The organism is Nocardiopsis sp. NRRL B-16309 (assembly GCF_001279585.1).
Classification (GTDB): Bacteria; Actinomycetota; Actinomycetes; order Streptosporangiales; family Streptosporangiaceae; genus Nocardiopsis.
The window spans coordinates 85550-102056 of record NZ_LGEC01000068.1; the positions used below are offsets into that span (position 1 = coordinate 85550).

The following is a 16507-nucleotide window of genomic DNA, read 5'->3' on the forward strand; positions in this document are numbered from 1 at the left end:
TCGAGTCCGGCCGCGTCACAGCGGGCGGCCGCCGCGACGCGGTCGCCCCGCCCAGCCGGTCAGTCGTGCCCGTCAGTCGGACAGGGGCTCGGGCCGGTTCCATTCGTACACGCCCCGGGCGATGGCGTTCAGGTCCTCCGGTTCGGCCACCCGCAGGTCCAGGTCCTTCACCTCTTCGACGAGTTCCTCCGGGTCGGGGCGGATCTCGCTGGTGCGTCCGAGGATCACCTCCACGAGGAGGCCGGGGGCCACCTCCGTGCGGATCCGGTCCGTGGGCAGGGAGCCGTACGCGTACGGCGACGGGCCGTTCACGGGCAGCACGTAGGCGCCGTCGGCCGATTCCTCGCACAAGGAGTCGATGTCGTTGCACGGCGACCGCAGGGGGTCGGGCCCGCCGCCCATGGTGGCCGTGTCGGGACCGCTCCGCACGACGACGTGCACCGGTCCGTCATAGGTGACGGTGAACTCGCCCGAGTACACCTGCGCCTCGAACGGACGCCAGTCGTCGGTGTCGCCGATCACGACGACGTCGTGCGGGTAGGCCGCGTAGTCCGCCTCGATCGCGCTCACGGTCACGGGCCCGCCCTCCGGATCCGCCGGGCTCACGATGCTCGCGCCGCCCAGGAACAGGGCGCTGACCAGCCCCACCACCCACCACGGCCCGCTCACGGGCGAGGCGGCCAGCGTGACCGCCGCGCACCCCGAGATGATCAGTACCCACACCAGGGCGCCGGCCGGCCAGAGCATGCCCGGCGGCGTCCCGCTCGACACCATCATGGCGGGCAGGAGCCCGCCCACCGCCCCCGCCAGGGTCAGGACGGCGAGCGAGGCGCTGGGCCGGGGCGCCTCGCACTGGGACAGCACCCAGAGCAGCGCGGCCCCTGACGCCGACCACACCAACGCCGCCGCGAGCACCCAGAGCGGTCGCGGCAGCCCCAGGGCCTGCGTCGGCAGGGAGTCCACGCCGAGGAAGAGCAGAACGCCACAGGCGGACAGGGCGCAGGGCACGCCGAGCAGGACCAGCCAGAGCAGGTGAACGGCCCGGGACGGTGGCGCGGGTGGTTCGGGGGCGAGGGAGCTCATGGGCCCGGAGCCTTTCGGTGGGGGCGGCGTGGAACGCGTTCCACCCAACCACGACCGGCCCGGCGCCGCCATCGCCTGCCGGGCCGACACGACGGGCGGCGGCCGTGTCACAGCGGGCGGCCGCCTCCGGCGCCACCGCGGCCGGACCCGCCTCCGTCGCATCGCTGCTCGTCGTCGGCGGGGGCGGGGGCATGGGGGGAGCCGCGGCCGTCGCACGGCCGCGGCTCGGAACAGGCGTCAGGCGAGGTAGCGGAACACGGCCTGGCCCACGACGGCGGGCTTGTCCCGGCCCTCGATCTCGACCGTGGCGTCGACGACGCACTGGACGCCCCCGCGCACGTCGGTGACCTCGGCCAGGGTGGCGGCCATGCGGATGCGCGAGCCGACCGGGACGGGCGAGATGAAGCGCACCTTGTTGAGGCCGTAGTTGATCGAGACGGAGATGCCCTCCATCACGAGCAGCTCGCTGAACAGCGGGATCACCAGCGACAGGGTGAGGTAGCCGTGGGCGATGGGGCCGCCGAAGGGCCCGTCCTCCGCCCGCTCGGGATCGACGTGGATCCACTGGTGGTCGTCGGTGGCGTCGGCGAAGAGGTTGACGCGCTTCTGGTCGATGTCCAGCCACGAACTGTGGCCGAGGTCCCGGCCGGCGGCGGCGCGCAGTTCGTCGAGTCCGTTCACGGTGATGGGCATGGGTGGTACTCCCGTTCGGTTCAGAGGGTGGGGCGCAGGCGCTGCTTGAGGAGCTTGCCGGAGGCGTTGCGGGGCAGCGCCTCGGTGAAGGCGAAGGACTTGGGGGCCTTGTAGCCCGCCAGGTGGTGACGGCAGTGCTCGGCGAGGTCGTCGGCGGTGGCCTCGGCCCGTTCCGCCAGGACGACGACGGCGTGGCCGACCTCGCCCCACCGGTCGTCGGGGACGCCGATCACGGCGCAGTCGGCGACGTCCGGATGCTCGTGCAGGACGTTCTCGACCTCGGCCGGGTACACGTTCTCCCCGCCGGAGATGTACATGTCCTTGACCCGGTCGACGATCCGGACGTAGCCGTCCTCGTCGGTGACCGCGACGTCGCCGGTGCGGAACCAGCCGTCGGTGGTGTGCGAGGAGGGGGTGCCGGCACCGCGCCCCCAGTAGCCGAGCATGACGTTGGGGCCGCGGACGACGATCTCCCCGGCTTCGTGCGGGTCGGCGGGCGTCAGGTCGGGGCGCACGACCCGCGCGTCGGTGAAGAAGCTGGGCCGGCCCGCCGAACCGGCCTTGCGCACGGCGTCGGCCGCGCCCAGGAACAGTACGCCCGGCGAGGTCTCGGTCATGCCGTAGCCCTGGAGGAACGTCAGCCCGCGCTTCTGGTAGGTGGCGATGGTGGTGTCCGGGACCGGCGCCCCGCCCGCTTCGAGGATGCGGATCGAGGACAGGTCGGCCTCGGCCCACCGGGGCGCGGAGGAGAGGGCGTTGAACATGGCCGGGACGCCGAACATCCAGGTCACACGCTCGGACTCGATGAGGTCGAAGGTCAGGTCCGGGTCGAACCGGGGCGCGATGACCACGCGCGCGCCCTTGAGCAGGGTGGGCAGGCAGGTCATGTTCAGCGCGGCGGTGTGGAACATCGGTGCCGTGACCAGGGTGACCTCGTCGGCGGTGATGTCCACGTCCAGGAGCACGTTGACGCAGTTCCACGTGATGTTGCCGTGGGTGAGCATCGCGCCCTTGGGCCGCCCGGTGGTCCCGGACGTGTACATGATCATGCAGACGTCGTCGAGTCCCACGGGGGCGTCGAGGGGCTCGGGCTCGTGGGCGGCGATCAGCTCCTCGTAGGCCGAGGTTGAGGCCGCGGACGCCGTCGGGGTCGGCGCGACCGCGGAGGCCGCCTCGCCGCGGCCGCCGCCGGATCCCGCGGAGCCGTTCCCGCCCCCGCCGGGCCTCCCGCGATCCTTCCCGGCTGCCTGCCCGCCACCCTGCCCGCCGCCCGGGACGGCGACCAGGTGCGGGACGGCGCCCGCCGCGTGCAGTTCGGCCGCGGGCCCGGCGTGGTCGCCGCCGTGGACCAGCAGCACGGGGGCGCAGTCCCGCACGATCGCGTCCAGTTCGGGGGTGGCCAGGCGGGTGTTCAGGGGCACGAAGACCGCTCCCACCGTGCCGCAGGCCAGCAGGGCCTCCAGCAGAGCGGGGTGGTTCCCGCCCAGGTAGGCGACCCGGTCGCCGGTCCGTACGCCCAGGTCCCGCAGCGCCCAGGCCAGGCGCAGCACACGTGCGTGGAGCGCGGCGTAGGTGAGGGCGGCGCCCTCGTGGACGACGGCCACGCGTTCGGGCGAGGTGCGCGCCCGGCGGGCGGACCACGATCCCAGGCCTTCGTTGAGCATGGCTACTCCTCGGGGTGGGGGGTGAGCCCGAGCAGGCGTGCGGCGTTGTCCTTGAGGATCTTGGGCCTGACCTCGGGCTTGATGTCGAGCTTGTCGAAGGACGCCAGCCACCGGTCGGGCGAGATGACCGGGTAGTCGGAGCCGAAGAGGACCTTGTCCTGGAGCAGGGTGTTGGCGTACTGCACCAGGATCGGCGGGAAGTACTTCGGTGACCACCCCGACAGGTCGATGTGCACCTCGGGTTTGTGGACCGCGACGGACAGGGCCTCCTCCTGCCAGGGGAAGGAGGGGTGGGCGAGGATGATCGGCATGCCGGGGAAGTCCGCGGCCACGTCGTCCACGTGCAGGGGGTTGGAGTACTTCAGCCGGATGCCGCCGCCACCGGGGACGCCCGCGCCGATCCCGGTCTGGCCGGTGTGGAACAGCGCGATGGCCCCGCTCTCGCGGATCGCCTCGTAGACCCGGTAGGCGGAGCGGTCGTTGGGGAAGAACTCCTGCAGCGAGGGGTGGAACTTGAACCCCTTGACCCCGTACTCCTCCACCAGGCGCCGGACCTGTCGGGCGCCCAGGGCGCCCTTGGCCGGGTCGACGCTGGCGAAGGGGATGAGGACGTCCGGGTGGGCCAGGGCGGCCTCGGCGACCTCCTCGTTGGGGACCGCGGGCAGCCCGGTCGCGGACTCGGTGTCCACGGGGAAGACCACGCACGCCATACCGCGCTCGCGGTAGTGCGCGGCGATCTGGTCGAGCGTGGGCCGGCGCTCGCCCTCGATCTTGAAGTAGTCGCCGGAGGCCGCGTGCAGGTCCTCGCCGATCGCGTCGCCGCCCCTGGCGGAGACCTCGGCGTGGGTGTGCACGTCGATCGCGGTGACGCGGTCCAGGTCGATGCCGCTCGCGCCGCCCATCAGGCGTCCTTCCCGGGCGCGGCCGGCGCGGACCCGGCGGGCGCGGCGGGAGCCGGGATGCCCACGCTCTGCTCGTCGCGGCCCAGCGTCGTGGCCCACACGGCGCCGATGTCCTCCGCGCTCCAGCCGCCGTCGCGGTAGGCCACGGACACCTCCTGCGGGTGCGCCCACAGGGACAGCCTGTCGCCGCCCACGCCCACGCACTGCCCGGTGACGTGCGCGGACTCGGCGGAGGCGAGGTAGGCGACCAGCCCGGCGCAGTCCTCGGGCGTGCCGAAGCCCTCGGCCTGGCGCATCCACCCGGGCAGCGGGACGCCCTCGTCCTGGGCGGCGGCCACGTGCTCGGCGAACGCGGGGATGGTCGCGGTCATCGCGGTGGCGGCCACCGGGACGACGGCGTTGACGGTGATCCCGGCCCGGGCGCACTCCATCGACCAGGTGCGCACCATCGCGGCGATGCCCGCCTTGGCGGCGGCGTAGTTGGTCTGGCCGAAGTTGCCGCGCTGACCGGCGGGGGAGGCGACCATGATGAGCCGCCCGCCCTCCCCGCGCTCGCGCATGTGCGTGACGGCGGCGCGGGCGCAGGTGAAGGCGCCGCGCAGGTGGACGTCGATCACGGTGTCGAAGTCCTCGTCCGACATCTTCCACAGCACGCAGTCGCGCAGGACGCCGGCGTTGGCGACGAGCACGTCGAGGCGGCCGAACCGCTGCACGGCCGTGTCCACCAGCGCCCGCGCGGTCTCGGCGGGGCCCACGGGGGCGGCGTGCGCGACGGCGGTACCGCCGGCCCCGGTGATCTCCTCGGCCACGGCGGTGGCGGCGTCGGCGTCCGCGTCGTTGACGACGACGGAGGCGCCGCGGCGGGCGAGTTCGAGGGCGTAGGCGCGGCCGAGGCCGCGGCCCGCCCCGGTCACCAGGGCCGACTGTCCGCTGAGGTCCATCGGTTGTCTCCGTTCTCCAGGGGGTGCGCCGCTCTGGGCGAGTGCCACGAAGTTATGCGAAATGATGACGGCGGTCAAGAAAATGCATAAGATGAATGTGTGCGGTGGGCGCACTCCGGCGCCCGTTACGCTGATCAGCGAGGGGGCGGGATGACAGGACACATCGTCGAGCGGGAACCCGAGGCCGAGGAGGCGGCGGACACCGGGACGGCGGGCGCGGTACGGCCACGGCCGCAGTCGCTCATGCTCGCCTTCCTCGGCCGCTTCGTCCTGGGCCGGGACCTGCGGGTCTTCTCCGGGTCCTTCATCGACGTCTTCGCCCGCCTTGGGGTGTCCGAACAGGCCGTGCGCTCCACCCTGAGCCGGATGGCCCAGCGGGGCATGCTCGACCGCAGGCGCAGCGGGAGGCGCGTCTACTTCGGCCTCACGCCCCGCGCCGTCGACGTGCTCACCGACGGCGACCAGCGCATCTGGGACGCCGGGGTGGTCAACCTCGACGAGGACGGCATGTGGACGCTGCTGTCCTTCTCACTGCCGGAGTCCTGGCAGCGCCAGCGGCACGACCTGCGCACACGCCTGTCCTGGGCCGGTTTCGGCCCCCTGCGCAGCGGACTGTGGATCGCGCCGACGGTCGTGGACACCACCGCCTTCGTCGACGAACTCGGCCTCACCGACCACGTCCACGTCTTCCACGCCCGCCTGGGCGCGCCCACCCAGGCCGCCCAGCTCGTCAACGAGGCCTACGACGTCGACGACCTGGCCGAGGGGTACCGGCGCTTCCTGGACCGCTGGGACACCGACGACCCCGCCCCCGAGGCGCCCGACGACCTGGCCCGGCTGCTGCTGCTCACCTCGGAGTGGATGCGGCTGATCCGCACCGACCCGCGCCTGCCGCTGGCCTACCTGCCCGACCCCTGGCCCGCGGTACCCGCGCAGGAGCTGGTCTTCGACCTGCACCGGCGCTACGGGGAGGCCGCGACCCGGATCGTCGAGGAGGTCGTGGACACCCTCCCGGCCGACTGAGGAACCGCTCCGGTGCCGGTCCGGAACCGGCGCCGGAGCGGGCCCAGGATCCGGGCCCGCGAACACGACCCGCACCCGATCGGCGCCGGCACGTGCCCCGACGACGGGGGACGGGCCCAGCACGCGATCGGCACGGGAGCGGTGCCGGGCCCCGCCTCCCCCGCCTCAGGCCGGTGCGGCCTCGCGCTCCTCCTCCCCGGCACGGTCCCGCCCCTCGCGGGCGCCCGACCGCCGCCGCCACCAGTCGGCCAGCGACGGCAGCACCCCGTGCGGCAGGAACAGCACCGTCAGCACCAGCACCAGTCCGTAGACCGCGTAGGTGAGCACCGAGGGCGCGTAGTCCGGCATGCCGCCCAGCGTGCCGAGCACGCCCAGGTAGTGCACCAGGACCGTCACCAGCGCGGTGCCGGCCACCGCGCCCCACACCGAGCCCAGACCGCCGACCACCGCCATCACCACGTAGGTGATCGACATCGACACCGGGAACATCCCCGGCGACAGGAAGCCGATGTAGAACGCGAACACCCCGCCCGCGGCCCCCGCGAAGGCCGCCGAGACCGCGAACACCGTGAGCTTGTACCGGCCCACCGGGATCCCCGAGGAGGCCGCCGCGGTCTCGCTCGTGGCCAGCGCCCGCAGCGCGCGGCCCGGCCGCGAGCGCACGATGTTGCGGGCCACGACCACCACCACCGCCAGCACGGCCCAGGCCACGTACGCGTAGCCCTGGTTCGTGGACACCTCCACCGGCCCCAGGGACAGCAGCGGGATCCCCTGGAGCCCGGTACTGCCGCCCAGCGCGTCCGTCTGGGCCACCACGGCCAGGAAGATCAGGTGCACGGCGATCGTGGCGAAGGCCAGGTGGTGGCCGCGCAGCCGCAGCAGCGGCAGCCCCAGCACCAGGGCGCACAGCGCCGCCACCACCGGCGCGGCCAGCAGCCCCGCCAGGGTGGGCAGGCCCGCCTGCGACACCAGCGCCGCCGTGTACCCGCCCGTGGCGAAGAACACCGCCTGGCCCAGCGACACCTGCCCGGCGTAGCCCATCAGCAGGGAGATCCCCACCACCACGCTCGCCGACACCGCCACCTGCACGTAGACGGCCAGGCCGCCGCTGTCCAGCACCAGGGGCAGCGCCAGCGTGGCCGCGGCCACGGCCAGGACCGCCCACACACCCGCGGACCTCATACCGTCACCTCCTGGTGGAGCGAGGGCCGGCGTGCCGCGTGCCAGATCATCACCGCGAGCATCACCACGAGGGCGACCGTGGTCTGGTAGGCCGCGTTGCCGTACCCGGCCACCAGCGCCTCCACCACCCCGAGCAGCACGCCCCCGGCCAGCGCGACCATCGGCCGGGTCAGCCCGCCCAGCACCGCCGCGGCGAACCCGTGCACGATCAGCGTCACGTCGGAGTCGAACGACATCGGCCGCAACGGCGCCACCAGGACCCCGGCGACACCGCCCAGCACACCCGCCAGCACGAACGCGAACTGGGCCATCCGCGCCACCGGGATCCCCGTCACCCGGGCCGCGTAGGGGTTGGACGCGCACGCGGTGAGCGCCTTGCCCAGGTAGGTGCGGGTCAGGAACAGCCACAGCGCCAGGAACACCACCGCGGTGACCCCGATGACCAGCAGATGGTGGCGGCGCACCGGCACGCCCAGCAGCGACGTCATCCCCGGCAGCCCCGGCGTGGAGCGCGGGGTGTCGCCGAACACCGCCACGAGGACGGCGTAGGCCAGGAACCCGACCGCCAGCGTCACGATCAGGGCGGTCATCGGCGCGGTGCCGGGCCGGCCCAGCGCCAACAGCCCGGTCACCGCCCCCACCGCGGCCGCGACGGCCACCGCCAGCAGTTCGGCGGCGCCGTGCCAGATCCCGGCGCCCAGGAACGCCGACGCGCAGAGCCCGCCGACCACCGCGAACATGCCCTGGGCGAAGTTGACCACCCCGGTCACCCGGTACACGGCCACCAGACCGCTGCCCACCAGCGCGAACCCGCACCCGATGGCCAGTCCGCTGACGATGTGCGCGAGCAGCGCGATCATGGCGCCACCCCGCCGCCCAGGTAGGCGCGGGCCACCGCGGACCCGCGGGCCAGCTCGTCGCACGCTCCGGCGGTGACGACCCGGCCGGCCTCCAGGACGTAGGCCCGCGAGCACACCTCGAACGCCAACCGGGCGTTCTGCTCGATGAGCAGCACGGCCATCCCCTCCTCACGGTTCAGACGGACCAGGTGGCGCACCAGGTCGTCGACGATCTTGGGCGCCAGGCCCAGGGACAACTCGTCCACGGCGAGCACGTCCGGCCGGGCCATCAGTGCCCGGCCGACGGCCACCATCTGCTGCTGGCCGCCGGAGAGGGCGCCCGCGCGGCGCCCGCGCAGCCCCTCCAGGTCCGGCAGCACCCCGTAGACGTGCCGGGGGTCGCGGTCGCGCACCTTCCACGCGCCCAGGCGCAGGTTGTCCTCGACCGACAGGTCGCCGAACAGCTGCCGCCCCTCGGGCACGTGCGCGAACCGGCCCTCGGTGGACACCCGCCCCGAGGCGGGGCGCACCACCCCCGACAGCGTGTCGACGAGGGTGGACTTGCCCGCGCCGTTCGGCCCGACCAGTGCGACCATCTCCCCGGCGCCGACCTCCAGGTCGACCCCGTCCAGGGCGGTGGCCGAGCCGTAGCGCACGACCAGCTCCTCCACGGTGATCACGCGGCGGCCCCTTCCCCCGTGCCGAGGTAGGCCGAGACCACCGCCGGGTCGTCGCGCACCTGCTCCGGCGTGCCCTCGGCGATGACCCGGCCCAGGTCCAGCACGGTGACGCGGTCGGACAGCCTGGAGACGAACGCGACGTCGTGCTCGATGAGCAGGGTCGTCTGGCCGTCCTCGTGCAGCTCCTCCACGATCGACGCCAGCCGTTCGCGCTCGGGGGCGCGCAGCCCGGAGGCCGGTTCGTCCAGCAGCAGCAGCGCGGGATCCGCGCACAGGGCGCGGGCGAGCTGCATGGCGCGCTGCAGGCCGATGGGCAGGGACGCCGCTGGATCCTCGGCGCGGTCGGACAGGCCCACGCGGTCCAGCGAGTCCAGGGCCAGCTCCCGGATCCGCCGTTCGGCGGCCCGGTGGGCGGGCAGGCGCAGCACGGCGGCGGTGAACCCGGCGCTCGCGCGCAGGTGCGCCCCGACCATGACGTTCTCCAGCACGGTCATCCCGGGGAAGATCCGGGCGGCCTGGAAGACGATCGCCACGCCGCGCCGGGCCCGCCGGTGGGCCGGGAGCCGGTCCAGGGGGCGCCCGTCCAGGCTGACGCCGCCCCGGTCCGGGCGCAGGTGCCCGCTGATGAGGTTGAACAGGGTGGACTTGCCCGCCCCGTTGGGGCCGATGATGCCGCGGGTCTCGCCGTCGGCGACGGTGAGGTCGACGTCCTGGACGGCGTGCACCCCGCCGAAGGAGCGGCTGAGCCCGGTGATCTGGAGTTCGGCCACCTCAGCCCCCGTACGCGGCGTCGAGCTGCTCGACCGCCCAGGGCACGGGTACGAATGCGCCGTCCTCGACGGTGTTGACCGAGATCGCCTCGGTGGTGATCCCGGCGTGGTCGGAGTCGGAGTAGGCGTAGGTGCCGTTGGGGGTGACCAGCGTGAGCTCCTCCAGGGCCGCCAGGATGTCGGCGTGCTCGGTGGAGCCGGCGTTCTCGATCGCCGCGACCAGCAGCTGCACGGCGCTGTAGCCGTCCAGGGCGAACTGGGGCGGGGCGTAGCCGTGCTCCTCGGAGAAGGCGGCCGACACCTCGTCGATGACCTGCTTCTGCTCGCCCTCGGGCAGGTGGTCGCCGACCACGCCGATGGAGCTGAGCACGGTGACGCCCTCGGCGGCGTCACCGGCGGGCTCCAGCCACAGGTGGCTGGCCTGGGCGCCGGTCATGACCAGGGGGACGTCGGCCTCCACGGACTCGTACTGCTGGGCGAAGGTCACCGCGGGCGGGCCGGTGCCCCAGAACAGCAGGGCCTGGGGGTCGACGGAGTCGACTTCGCTGAACACGTGGCCGAAGTCGGTGGTGTCCTGCTGGTACTCGTTGACCGCCACGATGTCGATGCCGTACTCGTCGGCGAGTTCCTCGGTCGCCAGGAAGCCGGCGACGGCGTAGGTGGTGGCCGAGTAGGCCACGGACACCTCGGTCAGCCCCTCCGCCTGGAAGTACTGCATCGCGCGCTCGGCGTAGGCGGCGGCGGTGGCAGGGACGACGAAGACCTCGTCGCGCAGCGGGTCGAGCTGTTCGTCGGCGGGGGTGGGGGAGATGTAGGGGACCCCGGCGCGCTCGACGGCGGGGATGGTGGCCATGGCGCTGTCGGAGACGGCCGAGCCGATCACGGCGACCGGATCCTGGGACTGGATGTCGTTGAAGGCCAGGACCGCCTGGTCGGGTTCGCTCTGGTCGTCGCGGGTGATGAGCTCGATCTGCCGTCCCAGGACACCGCCGTCGGCGTTGACCTGGGCGACCGCGAGTTCGACGGCCAGTTCGTTGTCGGTGCCCAAGGCCGAGTAGCCGCCGGTCAGGGGCGTGATGTAGCCGACGCGTACGGCCTCGTCGGTGTCGTCGCCACCGCCGCCACCGCACGCGGTGGCCGAGACGGCGAGGATGGTGATTAATGAGAGAAACCTGCGCACGGGGGGTGCTCCTGTGAATTGGGGGGTGTGGAGATGCGCCTATAGGGATGGAGGCGCGGGGGATCGGTCGTGGGACGGATGGCGCCCCGGGCCGAACTTGCGGTGACGAAGATCACCAGGGGCCCCAACTTATGCAGATCCATGACGTCAGTCAACAAGTTGCACAACTTGGATCGTGCGGCGCCATGTGATAGGAGCAGTACGCAGCGTGCCGGACCCGGACGAGCGGAGGACCGCCGTGACCGGCGCCCGCGCCGATCGGGGCGGCCCGGGTGGTAGCGTCCCCACCGACCTGAACGAGCCCCGGTCGGCCGAGCACCGGAACCCGTCGCTCGACTACCCGACCCTCGAATTCGCCGCGCTCTGGAGGGCGCTCCCGAAGGTGGTGTTCTCCACCACGCTGTCGACGGTGCGGGGCCGTGCCCGCCTGGCCTCCGGGGCCTGGCGGAGGAGATCGAGCGCCTGCGCGCCGAGCCGGGGGAGGGCGACATCGCGATCGGCGGCGCGACCCTCGCCGCGGCGGCGGCCGCCTCGGACCTGATCGACGAGTACCGGGCCAGGTCCACCCGGTCCTGCTGGGCGGCGGCGTTCCGTTCTTTGCCCGGAACGGGCCGAGGGTGGACCTCGAACTGGTCGAGAACCGCGCCTTCGGCTCCGGGGTCGTCTACCTCCGCCACCGTGTGGTGCGCCCGGCCTCGTCGTAGCGGGGTCGCCGATCAGCGCAGGGGGCACGGCCGCCGTCCGCGCCGGGCGAGGTGGGGACTCCCGGAGGCCCGTCGGTGCATGACATCTGTCATCTCCGGGGCGTGAGGACCGCAGTGCGAACCCGTGTGAACCGGCACTCCTGCGGGGCCGCGGGTCTGGCTAGCGTTGAGGACATGAACCCCTACGACGAGAACCGCCCACCGAGGCCGACCCCACCTCCGACCGACGGGCCGCCTCCCGCGGCCCCCGGCCCCGGCGCGGTGCCCGCGGGCGCGCCGCAGGGACCGGCCGGACGGTCCGAGCAGGTCGGCCCGTACCCGCCGCCCGCGCCGTCCGGCCAGTACGTGCCGCCCGGGGCCACGGCCCCGCCGCCGCGACGTCGCGGCCCGCGCCCGGTTCCGCCGGGTGTGCCCTACCACCTGGTGCTCGCCGACGAGAAGCGCCGGATCTGGCGCGGGATCGCCGCGCTCGCGCTCCTGGTGGGCGGGATGTTCCTGTTCAGCATCGTCCTGACCCTCCTCGCCGCGGTCATCGACACGCTGCTCGGCAGGGACAGCCTGCTGACGGGCGGCACCGAGCTCACCCCCGTGGCCATGGGCCTGAACCTCATCGCGCTCGCTCTGCTGCTCCCCTGGAGCATGCTCATCCAGCGGTGGCTCTACGGCGTGCGGGCGGCCTCGCTGCATTCGGTGAGGTCGCTCTTCCGGCCCGAGGTGTTCGGTCGGGCGTTCCTGCTGATCTTCCCGGTCTGGGCCGTCTACATGACCGCCTTCACCGCCTTCACCCCGGTCGAGGAGGTGTCCTGGCGGGTCGCCGACCTGCTCGCCATGTTCGTGGTCATCCTCGTCGTGGTGCCGCTGCAGTCGGCCGGTGAGGAGTACGGGCTGCGCGGTCTCGCCTTCCGGGTCGCCGCGAGCTGGGGACGCGGCCCGCGCGCGGCACTGGTCGTCGGCGTCGTGGTGTCGAGCCTGCTCTTCATGGTGATCCACTTCGCGGCCGACCCGTGGCTCAACGTCTACTACTTCACGTTCGGTGTCACCCTGGCCCTCATCACGTGGCGTACCGGCGGGCTGGAGACCGCGGTCGTGATCCACGCGGTGAACAACACGATCGCCTTCCTCACCGTCGTCCTCCTGCGCTCGGACCCGGCGGCCTGGATCGACCGGTCGGTCGGCGTCGGATCGGCGCTCATGCTGGTCCCGTGCGCCCTCCTCATCGCGGTCACGGCCGTCGTGTGGTGGCGCACTCGCGAGAGCGGCCCGGCCCTCACCCCCGCCGGGCCGCACGGGACCGGTCCCCACCAGGAGCAGGAAGCCCGGTGACATCGGACGCCCGGAACGAGAGGTGCCGCGCAGGGGCCCGCCGCGTTCCTCAGTGGGGCGGGGCGGGCTCGCCCGCGGCGTCGGGGACCGGGCTCAGCGGGTGGACGCGGTGTCGGCCGAGGCGCTGACCTCGGCGATGGCGTGGGTCTGCGCCCAGTCCAGCAGCGGCAGCAGGAGCTGGGTGACCTGCTCGCCGCTGTCGGTGAGGCTGTAGACCACGTATGGCGGCACCACGGGCCGGGCGTCGCGCAGCACGAGGCGGTCGGCCTCCAGGGTGCGCAGGGTCTGGGCGAGCATCTTCTCGCTGATGCCGCCGATGCCGCGCAGGAGTTCGCTCCAGCGCCGGGGGCCCTCGGAGAGGGAGACCAGGACGAGGACGCCCCACTTGCTGGTGATGTCGCCCAGCAGGCGCCGGGACGGGCAGTTCTCGGACAGGACCTGTCCGCCGACGGTCAGGAGCTCGGAGGAGTCGAACGGCGTCGAGGAGGACGGTGTCGTCATCCCTCGACGATACCTGTCCTGATCAAGAGACTTCTGCCCGTGAAACCACGTGATCGCCCACGGACGGCATCGACCCCGCGCAAAGCGACGCCGTCGGATGTGCGCTGGCGGTCGCCGCACGGGGCCGCTCATGGGGCCACAGGCTAGTCGGTCCGCACCTCGGTGTTCTGGCAGGCGTGCAGCAGCCACCGGCCGTCCTTCTGCTTCGTCATGACGTAGAGCGGGGAACCCTCGGAGTCTCCCTCCGGCGAGTGGTAGACCTGCCGGACCTTGACGGCCGCCACGTCGGGCCGCAGGAACCGCGTGTGCACCGCCTCGTAGGTCACCTCGCCCTCCCATCGCGCCGTCGGCAGCACCGCGCGGGTGAACTCGGCGATCGCGTCGAAGCCGATCAGCACCCTTCCGTGGGCGGTCGTCCAGAGGGAATCGGGGTGGAAGAGCGCGAGGAACCCCTCGGCGTCCCTGGCGCGCTGGGTGCGCTCGACGGTGGCGACGACCTCTTCGATGGCCTTGATGTCCGCGGTGTCCATGGGGCCACTCTGGTACCTCAAGCAAGATTGAGGTCAAGTCCCGGTCGTGTGACCGCCCGCACGGGCACGCGGTGGGGCGTCCTCGTCGGCGTGGCGAGGCCCGGAGCGTGAGCGCGGCGGGTGGTGGGATAGCGTGGCCCTCGGCTTATAACGACTGTCATAGACACGAGTCCGCCGGGCCCGGGCGCGGGGCACCTGGCGCACTCGTCTCCCAAGGAGGCCGCAGCATGGGAACCGGGCCCGAAGCGTTCTACCTGCCCCTCGACGACCACACCTACGAACCCACCGCGGCCACCGAGAGCCCGTGGGACAGCCGTGCCCAGCACGGCGGCCCGCCCTCGGCCCTGCTCGGCCACGTGATCGACCAGGCCGTCGGACCCGGCCTGCGCCTCGGGCGGATCTCCGTGGACTTCCTCGCGCCCATCCCGCGCCTGCCCGCGCGGGTGGAGCTCACCACGCTGCGGCCCGGCCGCCAGGTCCACCTCACCCAGGCCGACATGGTCATCGACGGGCGCACCGCGGTGACCGCCCGTGCCTGGCACATCGCCACCGGGCCCATGCCGCCGGTGCGCGGTGAGCCGGTCGCGCCGCCGCCCCTGCCCGCGCCCGCCGGGACGGATCTCTTCGCCGGACGCGCGGACTGGGGGTACGGCCAGGCCATCGAGTGGCGCTTCGTGCGGGGCGGCTTCACCGACTCCGGCGCCGCCCAGGTGTGGACGCGAGTGCGCATCCCCCTGGTGGCGGGGGAGAAGCTCACCGGAGTGGACCGCGCGCTGATCGTCGCCGACTCCGCCAACGGACTGTCGGCGGTCCTGCCGATGGACGAGTGGCTGTCCATCCCGCCCACCATGTCCGCCACCCTGCTGCGTCACCCCGAGGGCGACTGGACCTACATGGACTGCGGCACCGAGCTGTCCGACGACGGTCTCGGGCTCACCCGGGCGACCCTGTCCGACGCCGGGGGCCGCCTCGGCGACGTCGCCCAGCCCCTGCTCGTGCGTCGGCGCTGATCCCCGCGGCCGTCGCCCGCGCGCTCTCCTGCGGCGACCGCGCCTTCCATGCCTCCTGCCCGAACATGACCCCGGCGTTGCCCGGGTCTCCCGCGTTCTCCGCGTCGCACGCGTCGAACCCACGGCTGTGCTCGGCGCGCCCGCGCCCGGCGTTCGCCGCGCCGGGGGGGTACTAACAAAAAAGTGGGTACAAGAACTTTGGAATGTGCGGATGAGCGGTCAGGTTGGCACCACACAGCGGCCGGGAACGCCCCGGCCCACACCGAAAGGACCCGCGCATGTCCGTCGTCATCACCGGTGCCACCGGCCACCTGGGCCGCCTCGTCGTCGAGGACCTCCTGGCCGGCGGGCTGCCCGCCGACCAGATCACCGCCACCGGGCGCGACACCGCCAAGCTGGCCGACCTGTCCGCCAAGGGCGTCTCGACGGCGCGTGCCGACTTCGGGGACCCCGCCTCGCTCAAGGCCGCCTTCGAGGGCGCCGACACCGTCCTCCTGGTCTCGGGCAGCGAGGTCGGTCAGCGCGTGGACCAGCACCGCAACGCCGTCGAGGCGGCCAAGGACGCCGGCGTGGGCCACATCGTCTACACCAGCGTGCTCAACGCCGCCGAGACCACCCTGATCCTGGCGCCGGAGCACAAGGCCACGGAGGAGATCATCCTCGGCTCCGGCCTGACCTACACGTTCCTGCGCAACGGCTGGTACAGCGAGAACTACGAGCAGCAACTGCACCAGGCGCGCGAGACCGGCACCGTCCTCACCAGCGCCGGAGCGGGGCGGGTGGCCAGCGCCTCGCGATCCGACTACGCGGCGGCCGCCGCCGCGGTGCTGCGCGACCCCGCCGCGCACGCCAACGCGGTCCACGAGCTGTCCGGTGACACCGCGTGGGACTTCGGCGAGCTCGCCGCCGCGATGGGCGAGGCCCTGGGCCGCGCGGTCACCGTCACCAACGTGACCCCCGAGGAGCACGAGGCCGTCCTCACCGGCGTGGGGCTGGACGAGGGCACCGCGCGCTTCGTCGTCGGCCTGGACACCGGCACGCGCGAAGGCGAGCTGGCCGCGACCACCGGTGAGCTCTCCCGCCTCATCGGGCGCCCGACGACCCCCTTGGTCGAGACGCTCAGGACCCTGGTGTGATCCGCCGGGTCCGGCTCCGCGGTGGAGCCGGACCCGTCCCGCCACCGACGACGACGGCTCAGGTGAGCCGGACGGTTCCGCGAGCCGGGCGGTCGTGTGGGCCGGGCGGTCGTGTGAGTCGGACGGCGCTGCGGGCTCGCCCGCCGGTCTTGTGAGCCCTCCGCGAGCAGGTCGGTGCTGCGGGCTCACCGTCGGCCCTCTGGTCGGGTGGGCCTTCCCGTCCTTTGGGCCTTCCGGTCCTGTCGGCCTTCCGGTCTTCCGGTCTTCCGGTCTTCCGGTCTTCCGGTCTTCCGGTCTTCCGGTCTTCCGGTCTTCCGGTCTTCCGGTCTTCCGGTCTTCCGGTCTT

At 73.2% G+C, this 16507-nt stretch carries 16 protein-coding genes; 4 read left to right on the forward strand and 12 right to left on the reverse strand.

The window, feature by feature from the left end:
* Nucleotides 1-72: 72 nt before the first annotated feature.
* From ADL05_RS12690 to ADL05_RS12710, 5 genes are all read right to left on the reverse strand, one after another.
* Nucleotides 73-1083, reverse strand: a complete 1011-nt coding sequence (locus ADL05_RS12690) for a DUF1109 domain-containing protein (RefSeq protein ID WP_053617128.1) — start codon at nucleotides 1081-1083, stop codon at nucleotides 73-75.
* A 237-nt stretch (nucleotides 1084-1320) separates the two neighbouring features.
* Nucleotides 1321-1776 (reverse strand): MaoC family dehydratase, encoded by a 456-nt coding sequence (locus tag ADL05_RS12695; protein ID WP_053617129.1) that lies wholly within the window; start codon nucleotides 1774-1776, stop codon nucleotides 1321-1323.
* Between the two features lie 20 nt (nucleotides 1777-1796).
* On the reverse strand, nucleotides 1797-3440 hold the full coding sequence (locus tag ADL05_RS12700) for a long-chain fatty acid--CoA ligase (RefSeq protein ID WP_053617130.1): 1644 nt from the start codon (nucleotides 3438-3440) through the stop codon (nucleotides 1797-1799).
* Between the two features lie 2 nt (nucleotides 3441-3442).
* Nucleotides 3443-4342, reverse strand: a complete 900-nt coding sequence (locus tag ADL05_RS12705) for an amidohydrolase family protein (RefSeq protein WP_197285782.1) — start codon at nucleotides 4340-4342, stop codon at nucleotides 3443-3445.
* Nucleotides 4342-5283, reverse strand: coding sequence for an SDR family NAD(P)-dependent oxidoreductase (locus ADL05_RS12710; protein ID WP_053617131.1), 942 nt, complete (start codon nucleotides 5281-5283; stop codon nucleotides 4342-4344). Before ADL05_RS12710 ends, ADL05_RS12705 begins: the two co-directional genes overlap by 1 nt.
* Before the next feature lie 150 nt (nucleotides 5284-5433).
* On the opposite strand from ADL05_RS12710, the gene ADL05_RS12715 reads away from it, so the two are divergent.
* Nucleotides 5434-6306 (forward strand): PaaX family transcriptional regulator C-terminal domain-containing protein, encoded by an 873-nt coding sequence (locus tag ADL05_RS12715; RefSeq protein ID WP_082376349.1) that lies wholly within the window; start codon nucleotides 5434-5436, stop codon nucleotides 6304-6306.
* 165 nt (nucleotides 6307-6471) lie between these two features.
* Here the strand turns inward: ADL05_RS12715 and ADL05_RS12720 are convergent, their stop codons facing one another.
* The 5 genes from ADL05_RS12720 to ADL05_RS12740 are packed head-to-tail and all read right to left on the reverse strand — an operon-like array spanning nucleotide 6472 to nucleotide 10957.
* Complete coding sequence (locus ADL05_RS12720; RefSeq protein WP_053617132.1) at nucleotides 6472-7488, reverse strand: branched-chain amino acid ABC transporter permease; 1017 nt, start codon at nucleotides 7486-7488, stop codon at nucleotides 6472-6474.
* Complete coding sequence (locus ADL05_RS12725; RefSeq protein ID WP_053617133.1) at nucleotides 7485-8348, reverse strand: branched-chain amino acid ABC transporter permease; 864 nt, start codon at nucleotides 8346-8348, stop codon at nucleotides 7485-7487. Before ADL05_RS12725 ends, ADL05_RS12720 begins: the two co-directional genes overlap by 4 nt.
* Entirely contained in the window at nucleotides 8345-9007 is a 663-nt protein-coding gene (locus tag ADL05_RS12730; RefSeq protein ID WP_053617134.1) for an ABC transporter ATP-binding protein, read from the reverse strand. The genes ADL05_RS12725 and ADL05_RS12730 overlap by 4 nt, the downstream gene beginning before the upstream one ends.
* Nucleotides 9004-9777 carry an ABC transporter ATP-binding protein gene (locus tag ADL05_RS12735; protein ID WP_053617135.1) on the reverse strand — a complete coding sequence of 258 codons (774 nt, stop codon included), beginning with the start codon at nucleotides 9775-9777 and terminating at the stop codon, nucleotides 9004-9006. The genes ADL05_RS12730 and ADL05_RS12735 overlap by 4 nt, the downstream gene beginning before the upstream one ends.
* 1 nt (nucleotide 9778) lies before the next feature.
* Nucleotides 9779-10957, reverse strand: a complete 1179-nt coding sequence (locus tag ADL05_RS12740; RefSeq protein ID WP_053617136.1) for an ABC transporter substrate-binding protein — start codon at nucleotides 10955-10957, stop codon at nucleotides 9779-9781.
* A gap of 878 nt (nucleotides 10958-11835) precedes the next feature.
* Here ADL05_RS12740 and ADL05_RS12750 point away from each other — a divergent pair.
* Nucleotides 11836-12984 carry a CPBP family intramembrane glutamic endopeptidase gene (locus ADL05_RS12750; RefSeq protein WP_082376350.1) on the forward strand — a complete coding sequence of 383 codons (1149 nt, stop codon included), beginning with the start codon at nucleotides 11836-11838 and terminating at the stop codon, nucleotides 12982-12984.
* Between the two features lie 93 nt (nucleotides 12985-13077).
* Here the strand turns inward: ADL05_RS12750 and ADL05_RS12755 are convergent, their stop codons facing one another.
* On the reverse strand, nucleotides 13078-13485 hold the full coding sequence (locus ADL05_RS12755) for a helix-turn-helix domain-containing protein (protein ID WP_053617138.1): 408 nt from the start codon (nucleotides 13483-13485) through the stop codon (nucleotides 13078-13080).
* A gap of 143 nt (nucleotides 13486-13628) precedes the next feature.
* On the reverse strand, nucleotides 13629-14015 hold the full coding sequence (locus tag ADL05_RS12760; protein WP_053617139.1) for an SgcJ/EcaC family oxidoreductase: 387 nt from the start codon (nucleotides 14013-14015) through the stop codon (nucleotides 13629-13631).
* A 227-nt stretch (nucleotides 14016-14242) separates the two neighbouring features.
* Between ADL05_RS12760 and ADL05_RS12765 the strand changes: the two genes are divergently transcribed.
* Nucleotides 14243-15025, forward strand: a complete 783-nt coding sequence (locus ADL05_RS12765; RefSeq protein ID WP_053617140.1) for a thioesterase family protein — start codon at nucleotides 14243-14245, stop codon at nucleotides 15023-15025.
* A gap of 278 nt (nucleotides 15026-15303) precedes the next feature.
* Nucleotides 15304-16161, forward strand: coding sequence for an SDR family oxidoreductase (locus ADL05_RS12770; RefSeq protein WP_053617141.1), 858 nt, complete (start codon nucleotides 15304-15306; stop codon nucleotides 16159-16161).
* Nucleotides 16162-16507 lie beyond the last annotated feature (346 nt).

Coding starts and splice junctions, on each gene's coding strand:
- ADL05_RS12690 (WP_053617128.1), bottom strand. CDS start 1,083: ATGAGCTCCCTCGCCCCCGAACCACCCGCGCCACCGTCCCGGGCCGTT.
- ADL05_RS12695 (WP_053617129.1), bottom strand. CDS start 1,776: ATGCCCATCACCGTGAACGGACTCGACGAACTGCGCGCCGCCGCCGGC.
- ADL05_RS12700 (WP_053617130.1), bottom strand. CDS start 3,440: ATGCTCAACGAAGGCCTGGGATCGTGGTCCGCCCGCCGGGCGCGCACC.
- ADL05_RS12705 (WP_197285782.1), bottom strand. CDS start 4,342: ATGGGCGGCGCGAGCGGCATCGACCTGGACCGCGTCACCGCGATCGAC.
- ADL05_RS12710 (WP_053617131.1), bottom strand. CDS start 5,283: ATGGACCTCAGCGGACAGTCGGCCCTGGTGACCGGGGCGGGCCGCGGC.
- ADL05_RS12715 (WP_082376349.1), top strand. CDS start 5,434: ATGACAGGACACATCGTCGAGCGGGAACCCGAGGCCGAGGAGGCGGCG.
- ADL05_RS12720 (WP_053617132.1), bottom strand. CDS start 7,488: ATGAGGTCCGCGGGTGTGTGGGCGGTCCTGGCCGTGGCCGCGGCCACG.
- ADL05_RS12725 (WP_053617133.1), bottom strand. CDS start 8,348: ATGATCGCGCTGCTCGCGCACATCGTCAGCGGACTGGCCATCGGGTGC.
- ADL05_RS12750 (WP_082376350.1), top strand. CDS start 11,836: ATGAACCCCTACGACGAGAACCGCCCACCGAGGCCGACCCCACCTCCG.
- ADL05_RS12755 (WP_053617138.1), bottom strand. CDS start 13,485: ATGACGACACCGTCCTCCTCGACGCCGTTCGACTCCTCCGAGCTCCTG.
- ADL05_RS12760 (WP_053617139.1), bottom strand. CDS start 14,015: ATGGACACCGCGGACATCAAGGCCATCGAAGAGGTCGTCGCCACCGTC.
- ADL05_RS12765 (WP_053617140.1), top strand. CDS start 14,243: ATGGGAACCGGGCCCGAAGCGTTCTACCTGCCCCTCGACGACCACACC.
- ADL05_RS12770 (WP_053617141.1), top strand. CDS start 15,304: ATGTCCGTCGTCATCACCGGTGCCACCGGCCACCTGGGCCGCCTCGTC.